The sequence below is a fragment of the Pseudogulbenkiania sp. AW2-16 genome, from assembly GCF_056824575.1.
This window is the reverse complement of the sequence record NZ_CP157668.1, coordinates 3930332-3945722: the sequence shown is the minus strand read 5'-3', so window position 1 is coordinate 3945722 and position 15391 is coordinate 3930332. Positions and strand designations below refer to the sequence as shown.

The 15391-nt window shown below is 64.8% G+C and carries 11 protein-coding genes; all 11 read left to right on the top strand.

Annotated elements, in window-relative coordinates; genetic code table 11:
• Positions 1-53 precede the first annotated feature (53 nt).
• The 11 genes from ABKF58_RS18965 to ABKF58_RS18915 all read left to right on the top strand — a co-directional run bounded on the left by ABKF58_RS18965 (position 54) and on the right by ABKF58_RS18915 (position 15223).
• Entirely contained in the window at positions 54-1835 is a 1782-nt protein-coding gene (locus ABKF58_RS18965; protein WP_482582743.1) for an oxidoreductase, read from the top strand.
• Between the two features lies 1 nt (position 1836).
• Positions 1837-3738 carry a DUF3483 domain-containing protein gene (locus ABKF58_RS18960; protein WP_482582741.1) on the top strand — a complete coding sequence of 634 codons (1902 nt, stop codon included), beginning with the start codon at positions 1837-1839 and terminating at the stop codon, positions 3736-3738.
• 14 nt (positions 3739-3752) lie between these two features.
• A complete protein-coding gene (locus ABKF58_RS18955; RefSeq protein WP_482582739.1) occupies positions 3753-4880 on the top strand; it encodes an electron transfer flavoprotein subunit alpha/FixB family protein in 1128 nt (375 codons plus the stop codon).
• Complete coding sequence (locus ABKF58_RS18950) at positions 4877-5650, top strand: electron transfer flavoprotein subunit beta (protein WP_482582737.1); 774 nt, start codon at positions 4877-4879, stop codon at positions 5648-5650. Before ABKF58_RS18955 ends, ABKF58_RS18950 begins: the two co-directional genes overlap by 4 nt.
• Positions 5651-5728: 78 nt before the next feature.
• Entirely contained in the window at positions 5729-6988 is a 1260-nt protein-coding gene (locus ABKF58_RS18945) for an aromatic ring-hydroxylating oxygenase subunit alpha (RefSeq protein ID WP_294864858.1), read from the top strand.
• A gap of 153 nt (positions 6989-7141) precedes the next feature.
• Complete coding sequence (locus ABKF58_RS18940) at positions 7142-8245, top strand: FAD-binding oxidoreductase (RefSeq protein ID WP_482582734.1); 1104 nt, start codon at positions 7142-7144, stop codon at positions 8243-8245.
• Between the two features lie 369 nt (positions 8246-8614).
• The gene (locus ABKF58_RS18935) at positions 8615-9793 is read left to right on the top strand and encodes a quaternary amine ABC transporter ATP-binding protein (protein ID WP_482582732.1); all 1179 of its coding nucleotides are present in this window, start codon (positions 8615-8617) and stop codon (positions 9791-9793) included.
• A 64-nt stretch (positions 9794-9857) separates the two neighbouring features.
• Positions 9858-10730 (top strand): ABC transporter permease, encoded by an 873-nt coding sequence (locus tag ABKF58_RS18930; RefSeq protein ID WP_482582730.1) that lies wholly within the window; start codon positions 9858-9860, stop codon positions 10728-10730.
• A 148-nt stretch (positions 10731-10878) separates the two neighbouring features.
• A complete protein-coding gene (locus ABKF58_RS18925) occupies positions 10879-11862 on the top strand; it encodes a GlxA family transcriptional regulator (protein WP_014086619.1) in 984 nt (327 codons plus the stop codon).
• 209 nt (positions 11863-12071) lie between these two features.
• Complete coding sequence (locus ABKF58_RS18920; RefSeq protein ID WP_482582728.1) at positions 12072-13010, top strand: choline ABC transporter substrate-binding protein; 939 nt, start codon at positions 12072-12074, stop codon at positions 13008-13010.
• 854 nt (positions 13011-13864) lie between these two features.
• Entirely contained in the window at positions 13865-15223 is a 1359-nt protein-coding gene (locus ABKF58_RS18915) for an MFS transporter (RefSeq protein ID WP_482582726.1), read from the top strand.
• The last annotated feature ends 168 nt before the right edge of the window (positions 15224-15391 follow it).

Below are 15391 nucleotides of genomic sequence, written 5' to 3'. Positions count from 1 at the left end.
GAACCTGTCCACCGACAGGATCATCGACCCGCTCGCCGAGGTTGGCCGAAGCCATGCACCGCCACGGCGCCAAGATCATGATCCAGGCCACCCACATGGGGCGCCGCTCGAGCTACTACGGCGAGCACTGGCCGCACCTGGTGAGCCCGTCCGGGGTCCGCGAGCCGGTGCACCGCGGCAACGCCAAGATCATCGAAGCGCACGAGATCAAGCGCATTATCGGCGACTTCAAGCAGGCCGCGCGCCGCATCAAGGCGTCGGGTCTCGACGGCATGGAAGTGTCGGCCGCGCACCAGCACCTGATCGACCAGTTCTGGAGCCCGCGCACCAACTTCCGTACCGACCAATACGGCGGCTCGCTGGAGAACCGCATGCGCTTCGGCATCGAGGTGTTCCAGGCGATCCGCGAGGAAGTCGGCGCCGACTTCTGCGTCGGACTGCGCATGTGCGGTGACGAATTCCACGAAGACGGCCTGACCCACGACATGCTCAAGGACATCGCCCAGGCGATGTCGGAAACCGGCCTGATCGACTACCTGTCGGTGGTCGGCTCGGGCGGCGACACCCATAACACCCTGGCCAACTGCATGCCGCCGATGGCGCTGCCGCCGGAACCGTTCGTGCACCTGGCCGCCGGCATCAAGTCGGTGTCGAAGGTGCCGGTGATGCACGCGCAGAGCATCCGCGACCCGAACCAGGCCGAGCGCATCCTGTCCTCCGGCATGGTCGACATGGTCGGCATGACGCGCGCCCACATCGCCGACCCGCACCTGGTGATCAAGATCCGCGACGGCAAGGAAGACCAGATCCGCCAGTGCGTCGGCGCCAACTACTGCATCGACCGCCAGTACTTCGGCCAGGACGTGCTCTGTATCCAGAACGCCGCCACCAGCCGCGAAGCGACCATGCCGCACACCTTCGAGAAGGCCAAGCACAAGCGCAAGGTGGTCGTCGTCGGCGCCGGCCCGGCCGGGCTGGAAGCCGCCCGCGTCGCCCGCGAGCGCGGCCACGACGTGGTGCTGTTCGAGAAGAACGACGTGGTCGGCGGCCAGATCGTGCTCGCCGCCAAGGCGCCGCAGCGCGAGCAGATGGCCGGCATCGTGCGCTGGCTCGACATGGAAACCCAGCGCCTGGGTGTGGACCGTCGTCTCGGCACCGCCGCCGACGAAGCCATGATCCTGGCCGAGAAGCCGGACATCGTGGTGCTCGCCACCGGCGGCGTGCCCAACAGCGGCATGGTGCCGGGCTGGGGCGTGGCCGAAGGCTTGGCCGTCACCGGCTGGGACATCCTCTCGGGCAAGGTCGAGCCGAAGAAGAACGTGCTGGTGTACGACGCCGTTAGCAGCCATGCCGGCTTCGGCGTGGCCGACTTCCTGGCCAGCCGCGGCAGCCAGGTGGAAATCGTTACCCCGGACGTGAAGGTGGGCGACGACACCGGCGGCACGACCTTCCCGATCTTCTACCGCCGCCTCTACGCGCAGGGCATGATCCCGACCCCCAACTACTGGATGGACAAGGTCTACCAGGAGGGCGACAAGCTGATCGCGGTGCTGCGCAACGAATACACCGAGGCGCTGGAAGAGCGCGCGGTCGACCAGGTGGTAATCGAGAACGGCATCCTGCCGAACGACACGCTGTACTGGTCGCTCAAGGAACGCTCGAAGAACCAGGGTATCACCGACGTGCACACGCTGTTCGCCTCGCAGCCGCAGCCGTGCCTGTCCGAGCCGCTCAGTGGCGACGAGTTCCTGCTGTTCCGCGTCGGCGACTGCATCTCCATGCACAACATCCACGGTGCGATCTATGACGCACTGCGTCTGGTGAAGGACTTCTGACATGACATTCACCCTGGCTTATGCACTCACCGGCCTGTTCTGGCTGGGCGCGGCGCTGCTGTCGCTGGGGCTGGTGCGCCGGGCCGCGCTGTGGCGGCAGGGGCGCGCCGCCCCCGTGGCGCTGGGCTGGCTCATGACCATCCCCAAGCGCTATTTCGTCGACCTGCACCACGTGGTGGCGCGCGACCCCTTCATCGCCAAGGCCCACGTGGCCGTGGCCGGCGGGGCTGTGGCGGTGCTGGCGCTGGCGGCGCTCAACTACGGTCTGATGCTGTACCTGCCGGCGCTCGACGCCCTGATGCTGCTGGCCGCGCTGTTGATGCTGTTCGGCGCGGTGTTGGTGCGTTTGCGTCGCAAGGCGCCGCCGGCTCGGCTCTCCAAAGGGCCGTGGAACCGTCTGCCCAAGAGTCTGCTGGCGTTCGCCGTCGGCAGCGCGCTGGCGGCGCTGCTGGCCCTGAGCGGTAACGCCTTCGGCGCCGCCGCGCAGGGCCTGGCCTTGCTGGCGCTGGCGGGTCTCGTTCTGGGCGGTGCCGAGCTGGCCCTCGGCGTTGGCCTCGGCGGCCCGATGAAGCACGCCGTGGCCGGCTTGCTGCACCCGGCCTTCCACCCGCGCCAGGACCGCTTCAGCGGCGACAAACGTTCCACCGACCTGAAACCGATCAACCTGGTCGGCAAGGACTACGGTGTCGAAACGCCGTCCGACTTCGCCTGGAACCGCCTGCTGTCGTTCGACGCCTGCGTGCAGTGCGGCAAGTGCGAGGCCGCCTGTCCGGCCTACGCCGCCGGCCAGCCGCTCAACCCGAAGAAGCTGATCCAGGACATGGTCACCGGCATGGCTGCCGGCAGCGGCCCGGCCTACGCCGGCAACCCGCATCCGGGCCAGGCCGGCAAGGTGCGCCAGGGCAACCCACATCAGCCCATCGTCGGCGGCCTGCTCGATCCCGAAACGCTGTGGTCGTGCACCACCTGCCGCGCCTGCGTCGAGGAGTGCCCGATGCTGATCGAGCACGTCGACACCGTGGTCAGCCTGCGCCGTCACGTCACGCTGACGCGTGGCGAGGTGCCGGGCAAGGGCCGCGAGGCGCTGGCCAACCTGCGCGATACCGATACCGTCGGTGGCTACCCGCTGGCCGCGCGCTACCACTGGGCCATCGACCTCAACGTGCCGGTGCTGCTGCCGGGCGAGCATACCGACTGGCTGCTGATGGCGGGCGAGGGCGCTTTCGACATGCGCTATCAGCGCGCGCTGCGTGCGCTGGTCAAGGTGCTCAAGGCTGCCGGCTTGAAAGTGGCGGTGCTGGGCGAGGTGGAACCCGATTGCGGTGATTTGGCGCGCCGTCTCGGTGACGAGGCGACCTTCCAGCAACTCGCCGGCAAGATGATGAACACACTGGGGCGTTATCGCTTCAACCGCATCGTCACCCCCGACCCGCACCTGTTCCATTGCCTGAAGAACGAGTATCCGGTGCTGGGTGGACGCTACGACGTGGAGCATCACAGCCAGGTGCTGGCCGACCTGCTGGAACGCGGCGCCGTACCGCTCAAGGCCGACGCCGCGCCGCTGCCGGCCACCACTTACCACGACCCGTGCTACCTCGGCCGCTACAACGGCGAGACCGATGCGCCACGTCGTGTGTTCAAGGGTATCGGCATCAAGGTGGTGGAGATGGAACGTTCCGGGCGCAAGGGCCGCTGCTGCGGCTGGGGCGGTGGGGCGTCGTTCACCGACATTCCGGGCGAGCGCCGCATCCCTGACATGCGCATGGACGACATTCGCGCCACCGGTGCCGAACAAGTGGCGGTAGCCTGCCCCAACTGCACCGCGATGCTGGAAGGCGTGGTGGGGCCGCGACCGGAAGTGGTCGAGCTGGCTGAATTGGTAGCCGCACGGCTGGCTAACTGAGAGCGGGAGAAAGCATGTACAACGATCGACCCATTCCGCGCATCGACCCGCGCCGGCCCTATGTGATCGGGCCGTCCGGACTCAAGCGCATCGTGCTGGGCGAGAGCGTCGGCAGCCGCGAGCCGCTGCTCGCCGGCCACGCTCACAGCCAGCAAAAAACGCAGCGCAGCGCCGGCCCGTTCACCAGGCGTTCGCTGGTGGTGATCCATACCGACCGCGGCGCACTCGACGAGGCGGCACGCGAAACCCTGGCCGCCGCCGCCATCATGGCCACGGCTGATACCGAGGTGCTGGTCGTACTGTTCGGCGCGCAGGCCGAGGCGCTGGGCGATGCCGCGGCGCTGGCCGGTGCCGACCGCGTGCTGTGCGTGGAAGACCCGGGCTACGCCCCGGAGCGCAAGCTCGCGCTGCTCGCCCAGCTGTGGAAGCAGGAGGCGCCGCAACAGGTGTGCTTCCCCGACCGTGGCGCCGATGCCGATCTGGGACGGCGCTTCGCCTGCCGCCAGCGCCTGGCCATGGCCAGCGACGTGATCGAGGTGGTGGCCGGGCGCGAAGTGCGCCGGCTGGCGCCGGGCGGGCGCTTCGCCGTGCGCGACATTCCGCCGGTGCTGCTGTTGGCGCGCAAGGTGGCCGATGCCCGGCTGCCGTTCCGCGGCGCCGGCGTGGCGATGCCCGACCTCAAGCTGCCGTCGGTGCCGGACCGGATCCGCGATCTGGGCAGCCGTAGCTGCCCGGCCTCGCAGCTTGCGCTGGAAGAAGCCGACCTGATCGTTTCCGCCGGCAACGGTGTGCAGGATACCGCCGGCCTGCGTGAGTTGGCCGAAACCATGGGCGCGGCCGTCGGGGCCTCGCGCGTGGCGGTGGACGACGGCCGTTTCACCCGCGACAAACAGGTCGGTGCCACCGGCAAGACGGTGCAGGCCAGCGCCTATCTGGCGTTCGGCATCTCCGGCGCGGTGCAGCACCTGCAGGGCATCAAGGAATGCCGGCATGTCATCGCCGTCAACCTGGACGCCTCCGCGCCCATCGTCAAACGCGCCGATCTCACCCTGGTGGAAGATTGCCAGGCGCTGATCGCCGCACTGAACAAGCTGCTGGCCGCGGAACGCTCGGCCAGACCCGTGACGGAGAACACCCGATGAGCACTCCGATGCTGAAAGTGGCCGTGCTGGTGGCCCCGGCCATCCACCCGGTGAGCGGCCGCCCGTGTACCCATCCCGCCGACAGCGCCGCGCTGGCGCTGGGACTCAAGCTCGCCGGGTCATCCGAGCGGCTCACCGTGTTGTACGCCGGCGCCGCCGCGGACGAGGCGCTGGCGGGCTATCTCGCTCAGGGCGCGTCGTGTGTCACGGTGCTGCCCACCGCCGAAGACGCCGACATCGCGCCGTTGTTGGCGGCGCAGATCGCCGACGCCGAGCTGGTGCTGTGCGGCACCCGCTCCGGCGGCGGGCAGGGCAGTGCGCTGTTGCCCTACCAGTTGGCCGAAGAACTCGAGGCCCCGTTGTTGCCCGATGCGCTCTCGGTGGCGATCAAGGGTGGCTCGGTCGAAATTGAGCAATTCCTGCCCAAGGGGCAGCGCCGCTCGCTCGCCGCCGCACTGCCGGTGGTGGTCACGGTGCACGAGCGTGCCGTGCCGGCTCTGCCGTACTCCCATGCGCGCAAGGAAGCGGGCAAGGTGCGCAGGCTGATGCCGGTGGTCGCCAAGGCTGCCGAGTGGCGCTATGAGCCGGCCGGCCGTCGCGCCCGTCCGCTGGTCGCCGCCAGCCGCGCCAGCGGGCATGAACGCATGCTGGGGGCGATTGCCGCCGATGACGGAAAAACGACTGGCCTGGTCGTAAAACAAGGTGATCCAGTCGAAAAAGCACAAGTTCTGCTCGATTACCTGCGCGACCATCAGCTCGTCGATTTCTGACAACAACTTGCCGCCACCCGCCCCACCCGGGGGCGGCTTTATAACCCGAAGCAGCGTTGTTTTTGGAGAACTATCATCATGACCAGCAGCACGATCGCGTTTCATCCGAGCCTGAACTTGCGCGAACTGGTGGCCCGCCGTGTGCCGGGTTACAGCCTGGAAGCGCCGTTCTACACCTCGCCGGCGGTATTCGACGCCGACATGGAGCACATCTTCGGCAAGCACTGGATCTATGTCGGCGTGTCGATTGACGTGCCGGAGGCGGGTGATTACATGACCGTGCAGATCGGCTCGCAGCCGATCCTGATCGTGCGCGACGACGACAACGAAATCCGTGCCTTCCACAACGTCTGCCGTCACCGCGGCTCGCGTCTGTGCGCGGAAGAGAAGGGCACGGTCGGCAACCTGGTGTGCCCGTACCACCAGTGGACTTACGACCTGACCGGCAAGCTGATCTTCGCCGACCATATGGCCGAAGGTTTCGACCTGTCGCATCATAGCCTCAAGCCGGTGCACCTGCGCAACATGGCCGGCCTGCTGTTCATCTGCCTGGCCGATAACCCGCCGGAAGACTTCGACGTCATGGCCGAGGCCATGACCCCGTACATCGCCCCGCACAAGATCGACGACTGCAAGGTCGCGGTGCAGGTCGACATCATCGAGCAGGGCAACTGGAAGCTCACGCTGGAAAACAACCGCGAGTGCTACCACTGCACCGCCAACCACCCCGAACTGACCGTGTCGCTGTTCGCCTATAGCTACGGCTTCGCGCCCAAGGCCGAAACCGCCGAGGGGCTCCGTCAGTACGACGAGATGGTGGCCGATCGTCACCAGCACTGGGAGTCCTGTGGCCTGCCTTCGACCGAAGTCGAGCGCCTTTCCGACGTCACCGGCTTCCGCACCATGCGCATGCCGCTCGACCGTGCCGGCCAGTCGCAGACGCTGGACACCAAGGCCGCGTGCAAGAAGCTCCTGGCCGACTTCAAGGATGCCTCGATCGGCGGCCTGTCGTTCTGGACCCAGCCCAACTCCTGGCACCACTTCATGGCCGACCACATCGTCACCTTCAGCGTGATTCCGCTGACGGCCGACACCACGCTGGTGCGCACCAAGTGGCTGGTGCACAAGGACGCCGTGGAAGGCGTTGATTACGACGTCGAGAACCTCACTGCAGTGTGGAACGCCACCAACGACCAGGACCGTCGCCTGGTGGAAGAATCCCATCAAGGCGCCAAGAGCTCGGCCTACCAGCCCGGCCCGTACTCGCCGTACACCGAGACGCTGGTCGAGAAGTTCTCCGAGTGGTACATCAACCGCCTGAGCGCCGGGCTGGAGTAAAGCCGTCCCCGGGCCGGCGCCGGCCGGCCCGTTTTTCAAGTTTTCAGAACCTGTTCACCTTCTGTCGCGAGCGGGCAGGGCGGGCGCAACGCCCGAACCGGCCCGACCCGGGCGGCAAGACGCGAAGCAGGCTTACACAGGTAGGGCACGATCATGAATGCACCCATCCACTCCGCCATCTTCACCGAACCGGCACCGTACTGGCAGCCCGGGGTGGACGACACGCTCGAATGCGTGGCCGTGCACGACGAAACCCACGACGTGCGCACCTTCACTTTCCGTGCCGTACCGGCGCGCCGCTTCGCCTATCTGCCGGGCCAGTTCATCACGCTGGAGCTGGAGATCGACGGCCAAACCGTCAACCGCTGCTACACCCTGTCGTCGACGCCGACGCGGCCCGATACCGTCACCATCACCGTCAAGCGCGTGCCGGGCGGTCAGGTCTCCAACTGGCTGCACGACAACATGAAGCCGGGGCAGCTCGTCAGCGTGCTGGGGCCCTCCGGCGAATTCAGCTACGCCTCCGCCCCTGTCCGGTCTTACTTGTTCCTGTCGGCGGGCAGCGGTATCACCCCGCTGATGTCGATGAGCCGGGCCCTCTCCGACCTCGGTCCGCAGCTCGACATCGCCTTCGTGCACAGCGCGCGTACCCCGGCCGACCTGATCTTCCGTCATGAACTGGTGCAGATCGCGCGCATGCGCCCCGGCTTCCGTCAGGCGGCCATTGTGCAAAGCCGCCACCCCGAGCCGGAGTGGCATGGCCTGGAAGGTTTCCTCGATCTGCCTGCATTGGAGCGGCTGGTACCCGATTTCCGCCAGCGCGCGGTCTACTGCTGTGGCCCGGCGCCGTACATGTCCGCGGTGCGCAAACTGCTGGCTGACGCCGGCTACGACATGGCGCTGTATCACGAGGAAAGTTTCAATTTCGCCGAACTGGCGGCGTCTCCCGTCGTGGAGGAGGCCGGGTGTCAGGCCGAGTCGGCGGGATGCGAGGGCGGTTTCGAAGTCCGCTTCGCCAAGCTCGGCGACGTCGTTACCACCGCGCCCGGTCAGACCGTGCTGGCCGCCGCGCAGCAACAGGGATTGCGCTTGCCCTCCTCGTGCTCGCAGGGGGTGTGCGGTACCTGCAAGACCAAGCTGCTGGAAGGCAAGGTCGACATGAAGCACGGCGGCGGCATCCGCCAGCGCGAGATCGACCAAGGCTGGATACTGCCGTGCTGCAGCATCCCGCTGACGCCTCTCGTGCTCGACCGTTAACTAATTATCATAGCCGGCCTTCGTGCCGGCTTTGTTTTACTGGCGGTATCCGGCCGCTCAGACCGTCTTGGTGTTGTATTGCTGCCAGTGCACATGCACTGAAAAAGGGCTGCTCGTGGTGCACGAACAGCCCTTTTTCTTCAATGTCTTACCGTTCTGGTGCAGGGGACCCGGATGTCGTTTAAAGACAAGTTGCCGTCGGCTGTCGATTGTTTTGCCTAGCCGAACCCCCCTATCTTTTGCCTTGATTAAGATCAATTATTACAACTGTTGAGGCGAATCAGGCCCTTTTCCACCTGTCGTGGGTGAGGTGTCCGGCACGGTGCTGTTTCATCGTACATCGGCCACGCCGAGGCAAAGGAGAAAGCGATGCAGTCTGGCAAGATCGTTGTGGAGAACCTGTACAAGGTATTCGGCGACAAGCCGCAGGACGCCATGCGGCTCCTGAAGGCGGGTGAGAGCAAGGAAACCGTGTTTGCCAAAACCGGTCAGGTGGTCGGTGTCAACAACGTGTCGTTCTCGGTCGACGAGGGCGAAATCTTTGTGCTGATGGGCTTGTCGGGCTCGGGCAAATCCTCGCTGATCCGTCTGATCAACCGCCTGATGGACCCGACCGACGGACGCATCCTGCTCGATGGCCAGGATATCACCCGGCTGTCGCAACCGGAACTGGTGGCCCTGCGCCGCCGCGACATGAGCATGGTGTTCCAGAGCTTCGCCCTGATGCCGCACCGCTCGGTGCTGGAGAACGCCGCCTTCGGTCTGGAAATCGCCGGTGTCGGCCGCAAGGAGCGCGAAACGCGTGCCATGAAGGTGCTGGAGCAGGTCGGCCTGGCGCCGTTTGCCCGCAAGTCCCCGCACGAACTGTCGGGCGGCATGCAGCAGCGCGTCGGCCTGGTGCGCGCGCTGGCGGTCAACCCGTCGCTGATGCTGATGGACGAAGCGTTCTCCGCGCTCGACCCGCTCAAGCGCGCCGAGATGCAGGACATCCTGCTCGACCTGCAGCGCGGCCAGAGCCGCACCATCTTCTTTGTCTCGCACGATCTGGAAGAAGCGCTGCGTATCGGTACCCGCATTGCCATCATGGAAGGCGGCCGCCTGGTGCAGGTGGGTACGCCGCAAGAGATCATCGAAAACCCGGCCGATGACTACGTGCGCGAGTTCTTCAAGAGCGTGGACACCTCGCGCTATCTGCAAGCCAAGGACCTGATCGACCCGAGCGCGGCCGGCCTAGTGGTGAACGGTCACCCCGCCAACCACGCCGAACTCGACAAGCACAGCTGGGTGGCCTGTGTCTCCAAGGACCACAAACTGCTGGGCCTGGTTGGCCGCGAAACGCTGCGCAGCGAAGGCTGCATCCCGAGCGAACGTTGTGTGCCGGTGTCCCCGGTCGCTCCGGCCTCCTGTCTGCCGGATGTGCTGCAGCGCCTGTTGGGACAGAGCGAGCCGCTGCCGGTGGCCGATGGCGAGGGCCGCTACCTCGGCGTGATCACCGCCACCAGCGTGCTGTCCAAGCTGTCCGCACATCGCCTGCAAAGCGCCCACTGACCGTCGTCCCGAACAAATCTTGTGGACGGCGCCCGCGGCGCGTCCCTGAATGGAGCATCCAGCCATGTCCGACTTCTTGCATCACCTAATCAGCAACCCGCACGATTTCTTGCCCATCGGTGAATGGGTCAACCAGTTCATCCATTTCCTGCTGGACCATAACGGCGGTGCCTTCGACGCCTTCGGCCGCGCGGTCGATCTGTTCGCCGAGTCGATCGAGGTGGCGCTGCTGTCGCTGCCGCCCTGGCTGATCATGGGCTTCTTCATCGGTCTCGGCGTATGGCGCCTGGGCTGGCGCTTCGCCGGCTTCGTATTGGCCGCCTTGGCGCTGATCTTCGGCACCGGCTTCTGGCCGCAGACCGTGTCGACGCTGGCGCTGACGCTGTCGGCTACGTTGATCAGCCTGATGATCGGCATCCCCACCGGCATCTGGTGCGCGCGCAGCAAGCGCGTCAATACCCTGGTGCGCCCGGTGCTTGACTTCATGCAGACCATGCCTGCCTTCGTCTACCTGATCCCGGCCGCGATGTTCTTCGGCCTGGGCCGCGTACCGGGCATCCTGGCGACCGTGGTGTTCGCCGTGCCGCCGGCGGTGCGCCTGACCAGCCTGGGGATTCGCCAGGTCAACAAGGAACAGGTCGAGGCCGGCCATGCCTTCGGCTGTACCTCGACCCAGCTCTTGTTCAAGGTGCAGTTGCCGATCGCGCTGCCGGCGATCATGGCGGGCGTGAACCAGACCATCATGATGGCGCTGTCGATGGTGATCATCGCCTCGATGGTGGGGGCCGGTGGCCTCGGCAACGACGTGCTGTCGAGCATCCAGCGCCTCGACGTCGGTCTCGGCTTCGAGAGTGGTCTGGCCGTGGTATTGCTCGCCATCATCCTGGACCGCCTGACCGAAAGCTTCGGCCGAGGCCAAGCGGCACGCCAGGGTTAAACGTAGTCCGGCCAAGCCCCGCTGCCGGCAGGACGGCGGTGGGGCTGGCCTGTTTTTTGCTGTACCAGAAAAATTACGATTGATTTAGCAGCGCCCGTCACGAGGCGCCCCGAATGTCCGCACACTCACAGAAAGCTAGGAGGTCACCATGAGCCCGCAACAACTCGGTTCGCTGGCGCATATCGGTTTCCTGATGTTGCCCAACTTTTCCATGATCGCTTTCACCAACGCGGTCGAGCCGCTGCGCATGGCCAACCACCTGTCGCGCAAGAGGCTTTACCGCTGGTCGGTGCTGTCCTGTGACGGTCAGCCGGTGGCGGCCAGCAATGGCCTGTCGGTGGCGCCGATCACGGCGCCGGCCGACCCGTCGGAGTACGACCTGCTCATCGTCTGCGGCGGTATCCAGGTGCGCGAGGGGGTGACGGATCAGGTGCTGTCGGTGATCCGCCGTTTTGCCGCCGCCGACGTACCGTTGGGAGCGGTCTGTACCGGCTCCTTCGCGCTGGCCAAGGCTGGTGTGCTCAACGGCTACCGCAGCAGCATCCACTGGGAAAACCTTTCGGCCATCCGCGAGGAGTTTCCCAAGGTACTGTTCTCCAGCGAATTGTTCGTGATCGACCGCGATCGCTTCACCTGTAGCGGTGGCACCGCGCCGCTCGACCTGATGTGCAACCTGATCCGCTTCAAGGGCGGCAAGAGCCTGGCGGCGGACGTGTCGGAGCAGTTCATCGTCGACCGCATCCGCGACCAGCACGACCACCAGCACATCCCCTTGCTGGCCCGCGTCGGTACCGGTCACGAATCATTGATCGACGCCGCGCTGGCCATGGAGATGAACATCGAGAATCCGCGCTCGCTCGACGAGCTGGCTGCGGAGCTCGGCGTGTCGCTGCGCCACCTCGAGCGTCTGTTCAAACGCTATCTCGGCAGCACGCCGGCGCAGTATTACCTCGACCTGCGCCTGCGCCGCGCGCGCGAGCTGCTGCTGCAGACCAATATGAGCGTGATGGAAGTGACCGTCGCCACCGGTTTCCTGTCCTCGTCGCATTTTTCCAAGTCCTACCGCAGCCTGTTCGGCTACCCGCCGAGCCGTGAGCGTCAACAGGTAACGCTCGAAGCCGCCATCATGTAAGGCTTCAGCAACGGCCCCGGCAAGACAGCGTCTTCTACCGGGGCCGTTGTCCATCCAGGCGACGTTTCACGGCAAATCGTGGTCGCCATCGAACAAGTTGTCCCTTCCTGACGTGGCAATCTGCTGGCGACCGTCGGTTTTCTTGGCTGTCAAAACACGGTGCGGCATGCACCGGCCAATTCTTATAAATTGCATCGGAGAGGTGAGTCATGAAGCTGTACAAGATTGCAGGAGCGCTCGTCATGGGTGCGTTCACCAGCATGGCGATGGCGAACGATCCGGCCCAGTGCCAGAAGGTGCGTTTCGCCGACGTCGGCTGGACCGATATCGCCGCCACCACCGGCATGGCCAGCGTGGTGCTGGAAGGGCTGGGTTACAAGCCGGTCACCACCATCGCCTCGGTGCCGATCACCTTCGCCGGCATCAAGAACAAGCAGATCGACGCCTTTCTCGGTTACTGGAACCCCAGCATGACCCCGATGATCGAGCCCTTCGTCAAGGCGGGCCAGATCAAGGTGCTGGACAAGCCCAACCTGGTCGGCGCCAAGTACACCCTGGCGGTGCCGGACTACGTCGCCGCAGGCGGCCTCAAGACCTTCGCCGACATTGCCAAGTTCAAGGACAAGCTGGATGGCAGGATCTACGGCATCGAGCCGGGCAACGACGGCAACAAGCTGATCGACGACATGATCAAGAAGAACCAGTTCGGGCTCTCCGGGTTCAAGCTGGTCGAGTCGAGCGAGGCCGGCATGATGGCGGAAGTGGAGCGTGCCATCCGCCAGAAGAAATGGGTGGTGTTCCTGGGTTGGGAGCCGCACCCGATGAACGTCAAGTTCAAGATGAACTATCTGGCCGGAGGGGATGACGTCTTCGGACCCAACTTCGGCGAAGCCAAGGTGTTCACCGGGATGGCCACCGACTACCAGACCCGTTGTCCGAACGTGGCGCGCCTTTTGACCAACCTGCAGTTCTCCACCGACATGGAAAACCACGTGATGGGTCCGATCATGGACAAGGTCAAGCCAGAACAGGCCGCGCGCGACTACCTGAAGAAGAACCCGAACGTGCTGAAGAGCTGGCTGGCCGGTGTGAAAACTTTTGACGGCAAGGACGGTCTGACCAAGGTCAATCAGTATTTGGCGAAGTAAGCACGGGCGTGTAGAGCGCTCCTAATAGCCGGTTCCTCCTCCAGGAGGGCCGGCTTTTTTTGTCTGCCGTGTCTCAGAGAGAAGGCCGGGCGCTTTTTTTGGGGGGGGCTCAAGCCGCCGTTCTTCCCAGTACCGGGCTGGGTGCGCTGAGCGGTTCCATATCCCCTTCCGCCCCGATGAGGCTCTTGCCTGGCGCTGCATCCAGCCGAGCTTGGCCGCCGCCGCAAAAAGACCTTGAACAGGCTCTGCAACGGTCATGAAAATCACATTGCGAGAGAAGCAGTCCACTCTTGAAATAAATGCGCCACCGGTGGCTTATCCAACTGATCTGACCCAGTAACAATCGCTTTGTCAGATTCCAATCGATCCCCTCCGGCCTCTTGCGCGGCTCGCCCCATCCCCGTGTCGGTGTCGTTTACTGTCGAATTCCGGACGCGTGGGTTAGCGTCCGGACTTGTGCCAATTAATACACTGCACTGCCCAAGTGATGTCGCCTGGCGCGTTTTGTGCATGTTGAAGAATCGGCATGGCATGAATGAGCATGGCGAAGACCATGGAATGCTGGCCGGCCAGAGCCTAGGGTAAGCGCTCTGTGGCCGCGTGCGAGTCGCAGGAAGCGGTCAATCGAACCGCAACTGTACTCGACGACCTGTCGCCGCTGCGACTGCACCAATCCCTTTTTCCTCTTCCGGCGATCGGGGCACGATCAATCGATGTAATGCACCACCGGGCTGGAGACAGCCGGTGGTCGTGGCTTGTGCAGTTTTAAGAAAATGGTGTGTTTGTGGCGACCGACAGAGCGGGTGTGCGCCGCCTTCCGGTCCCGGGCATGCCGCAAAACAAAGGAGATATGGATGGCCTCGTTACAAAAGGAAGCGGTTGTTTCCGCCGTAGCGATTGAGGATGAGACATCAGCAGCGTTCAAGCGGCGCTTCATGATCAGAATGATCCTTGTCCTGACCGGCGGCACGTTTCTGGATGGTTATATCCTCGGGATTGTCGGCCCGGTGGCCGGCAAGATGACTGCCGAGCTCGGCATATCGGTGGTTTGGGAGGGGCTGATCGCGGCTGGCGCGCTGTTCGGCATTCTCTTCGGCTCGCCGTTGGGCGGGTGGGCGGGCGACAAGTTCGGCCGCAAACCGCTGTTCATGCTCGACATCGGATTGTTCGTGATCGCGTCGGTCATGCAGTTTTTCACAAACTCGCCTCTGGAACTGTTCGTGGTGCGGTTGCTGATGGGCGTCGCAATCGGCGCAGAATACTCCGTCGGTTGGCCGATGCTGTCGGAATTCTCCCCAGCCCGGCACCGTGGACGGCTCATGGGTCTGACCCTCATTGCTTGGTACGCCGGTTTTATGTTCGCCTTCGTCGTGGGCTATCTGCTGAACCAGCATACGGACCTCGGCTGGCGAAACATTCTCGGCACGAGCACGTTCATCGCGGTGGCGTTGTTCCTCGGCCGACTTGGCATGCCCGAATCGCCGCGCTGGCTGTGGAGCAAGGGCCGTACGGAGCAGGCGCGCTCCGTGGCGCGTCGGTATATGGGAAGTGCCTCCGACTTGGCCGACATTGAGAAGGAGGTGGCCCACTCGGGCGGAGGCTTCCGGAAGCTGTTCTCCCGTCAGTATTGGCGGTCCACGCTGTTCGTGTCGCTGTTCTTTTTCTGTGTCGTCACGCCGTACTTCGCGATCGCCACGTTCGCCGACAGCGTGTTGCAGAAATTCGGTCTCGGCGGCGGTCTGGCCGGTGGTGTCGGGCTGTCTGCGGTGGCGTTGGCCGGCAGTGTGGCCACGGTCCTGTTGATCGACAAGGCGGGCCGCCGTGTGCTCACGGTGCCGCCGCAGTGGATCATCACCGTGCTTCTCGTGATTCTCGGCTTGTGGACAGATGCGCCGGGGATGGCCGTGCTGGGCCTGTTCCTCGCGTTTTCGTTCTTTAACGCAGGCTGCGGTACGCTGACCTGTATCTACCCGGGCGAAGTATTCCCGACCGAGATACGCGGGGTCGGGACGGGCTTTGCCGCCGCCTTCAGCCGGATCGGGGCCGGCCTCGGTACGTTCCTGATGCCCTGGGCCATGAGCAATCTCGGCCCCTCGGTGACCATTCTGATCGCTGCCGGCATCGCCGCTGTCGGTGCCGGCGTGTCGCAATGGCTGGCCCCCGAAACCAAGGGCAAGAGCCTCAGCGAAACGGCCTCGGGGTTTTCGCACTAGCATCAGCAGGAGTTGTCGGCAAAGCGTGGTTCGGGGCAGCGGGAAACTTTCCGGAAGGACGGGATGTCCTTTCGGCATGTGCGTGTCCTCTCGGAACACCTTTTATCGTTTGGTCCGCCGGTCGGAGTGTAAGGAATAGCCTCCCGGCGCGACTAAAAGGGGAAGGGA

Excerpts from the sequence above, each read along its gene's own strand:
- ABKF58_RS18965 (WP_482582743.1), top strand. The coding sequence starts at position 54 with ATGCACCGCCACGGCGCCAAGATCATGATCCAGGCCACCCACATGGGG.
- ABKF58_RS18960 (WP_482582741.1), top strand. The coding sequence starts at position 1,837 with ATGACATTCACCCTGGCTTATGCACTCACCGGCCTGTTCTGGCTGGGC.
- ABKF58_RS18955 (WP_482582739.1), top strand. The coding sequence starts at position 3,753 with ATGTACAACGATCGACCCATTCCGCGCATCGACCCGCGCCGGCCCTAT.
- ABKF58_RS18950 (WP_482582737.1), top strand. The coding sequence starts at position 4,877 with ATGAGCACTCCGATGCTGAAAGTGGCCGTGCTGGTGGCCCCGGCCATC.
- ABKF58_RS18945 (WP_294864858.1), top strand. The coding sequence starts at position 5,729 with ATGACCAGCAGCACGATCGCGTTTCATCCGAGCCTGAACTTGCGCGAA.
- ABKF58_RS18940 (WP_482582734.1), top strand. The coding sequence starts at position 7,142 with ATGAATGCACCCATCCACTCCGCCATCTTCACCGAACCGGCACCGTAC.
- ABKF58_RS18935 (WP_482582732.1), top strand. The coding sequence starts at position 8,615 with ATGCAGTCTGGCAAGATCGTTGTGGAGAACCTGTACAAGGTATTCGGC.
- ABKF58_RS18930 (WP_482582730.1), top strand. The coding sequence starts at position 9,858 with ATGTCCGACTTCTTGCATCACCTAATCAGCAACCCGCACGATTTCTTG.
- ABKF58_RS18925 (WP_014086619.1), top strand. The coding sequence starts at position 10,879 with ATGAGCCCGCAACAACTCGGTTCGCTGGCGCATATCGGTTTCCTGATG.
- ABKF58_RS18920 (WP_482582728.1), top strand. The coding sequence starts at position 12,072 with ATGAAGCTGTACAAGATTGCAGGAGCGCTCGTCATGGGTGCGTTCACC.
- ABKF58_RS18915 (WP_482582726.1), top strand. The coding sequence starts at position 13,865 with ATGGCCTCGTTACAAAAGGAAGCGGTTGTTTCCGCCGTAGCGATTGAG.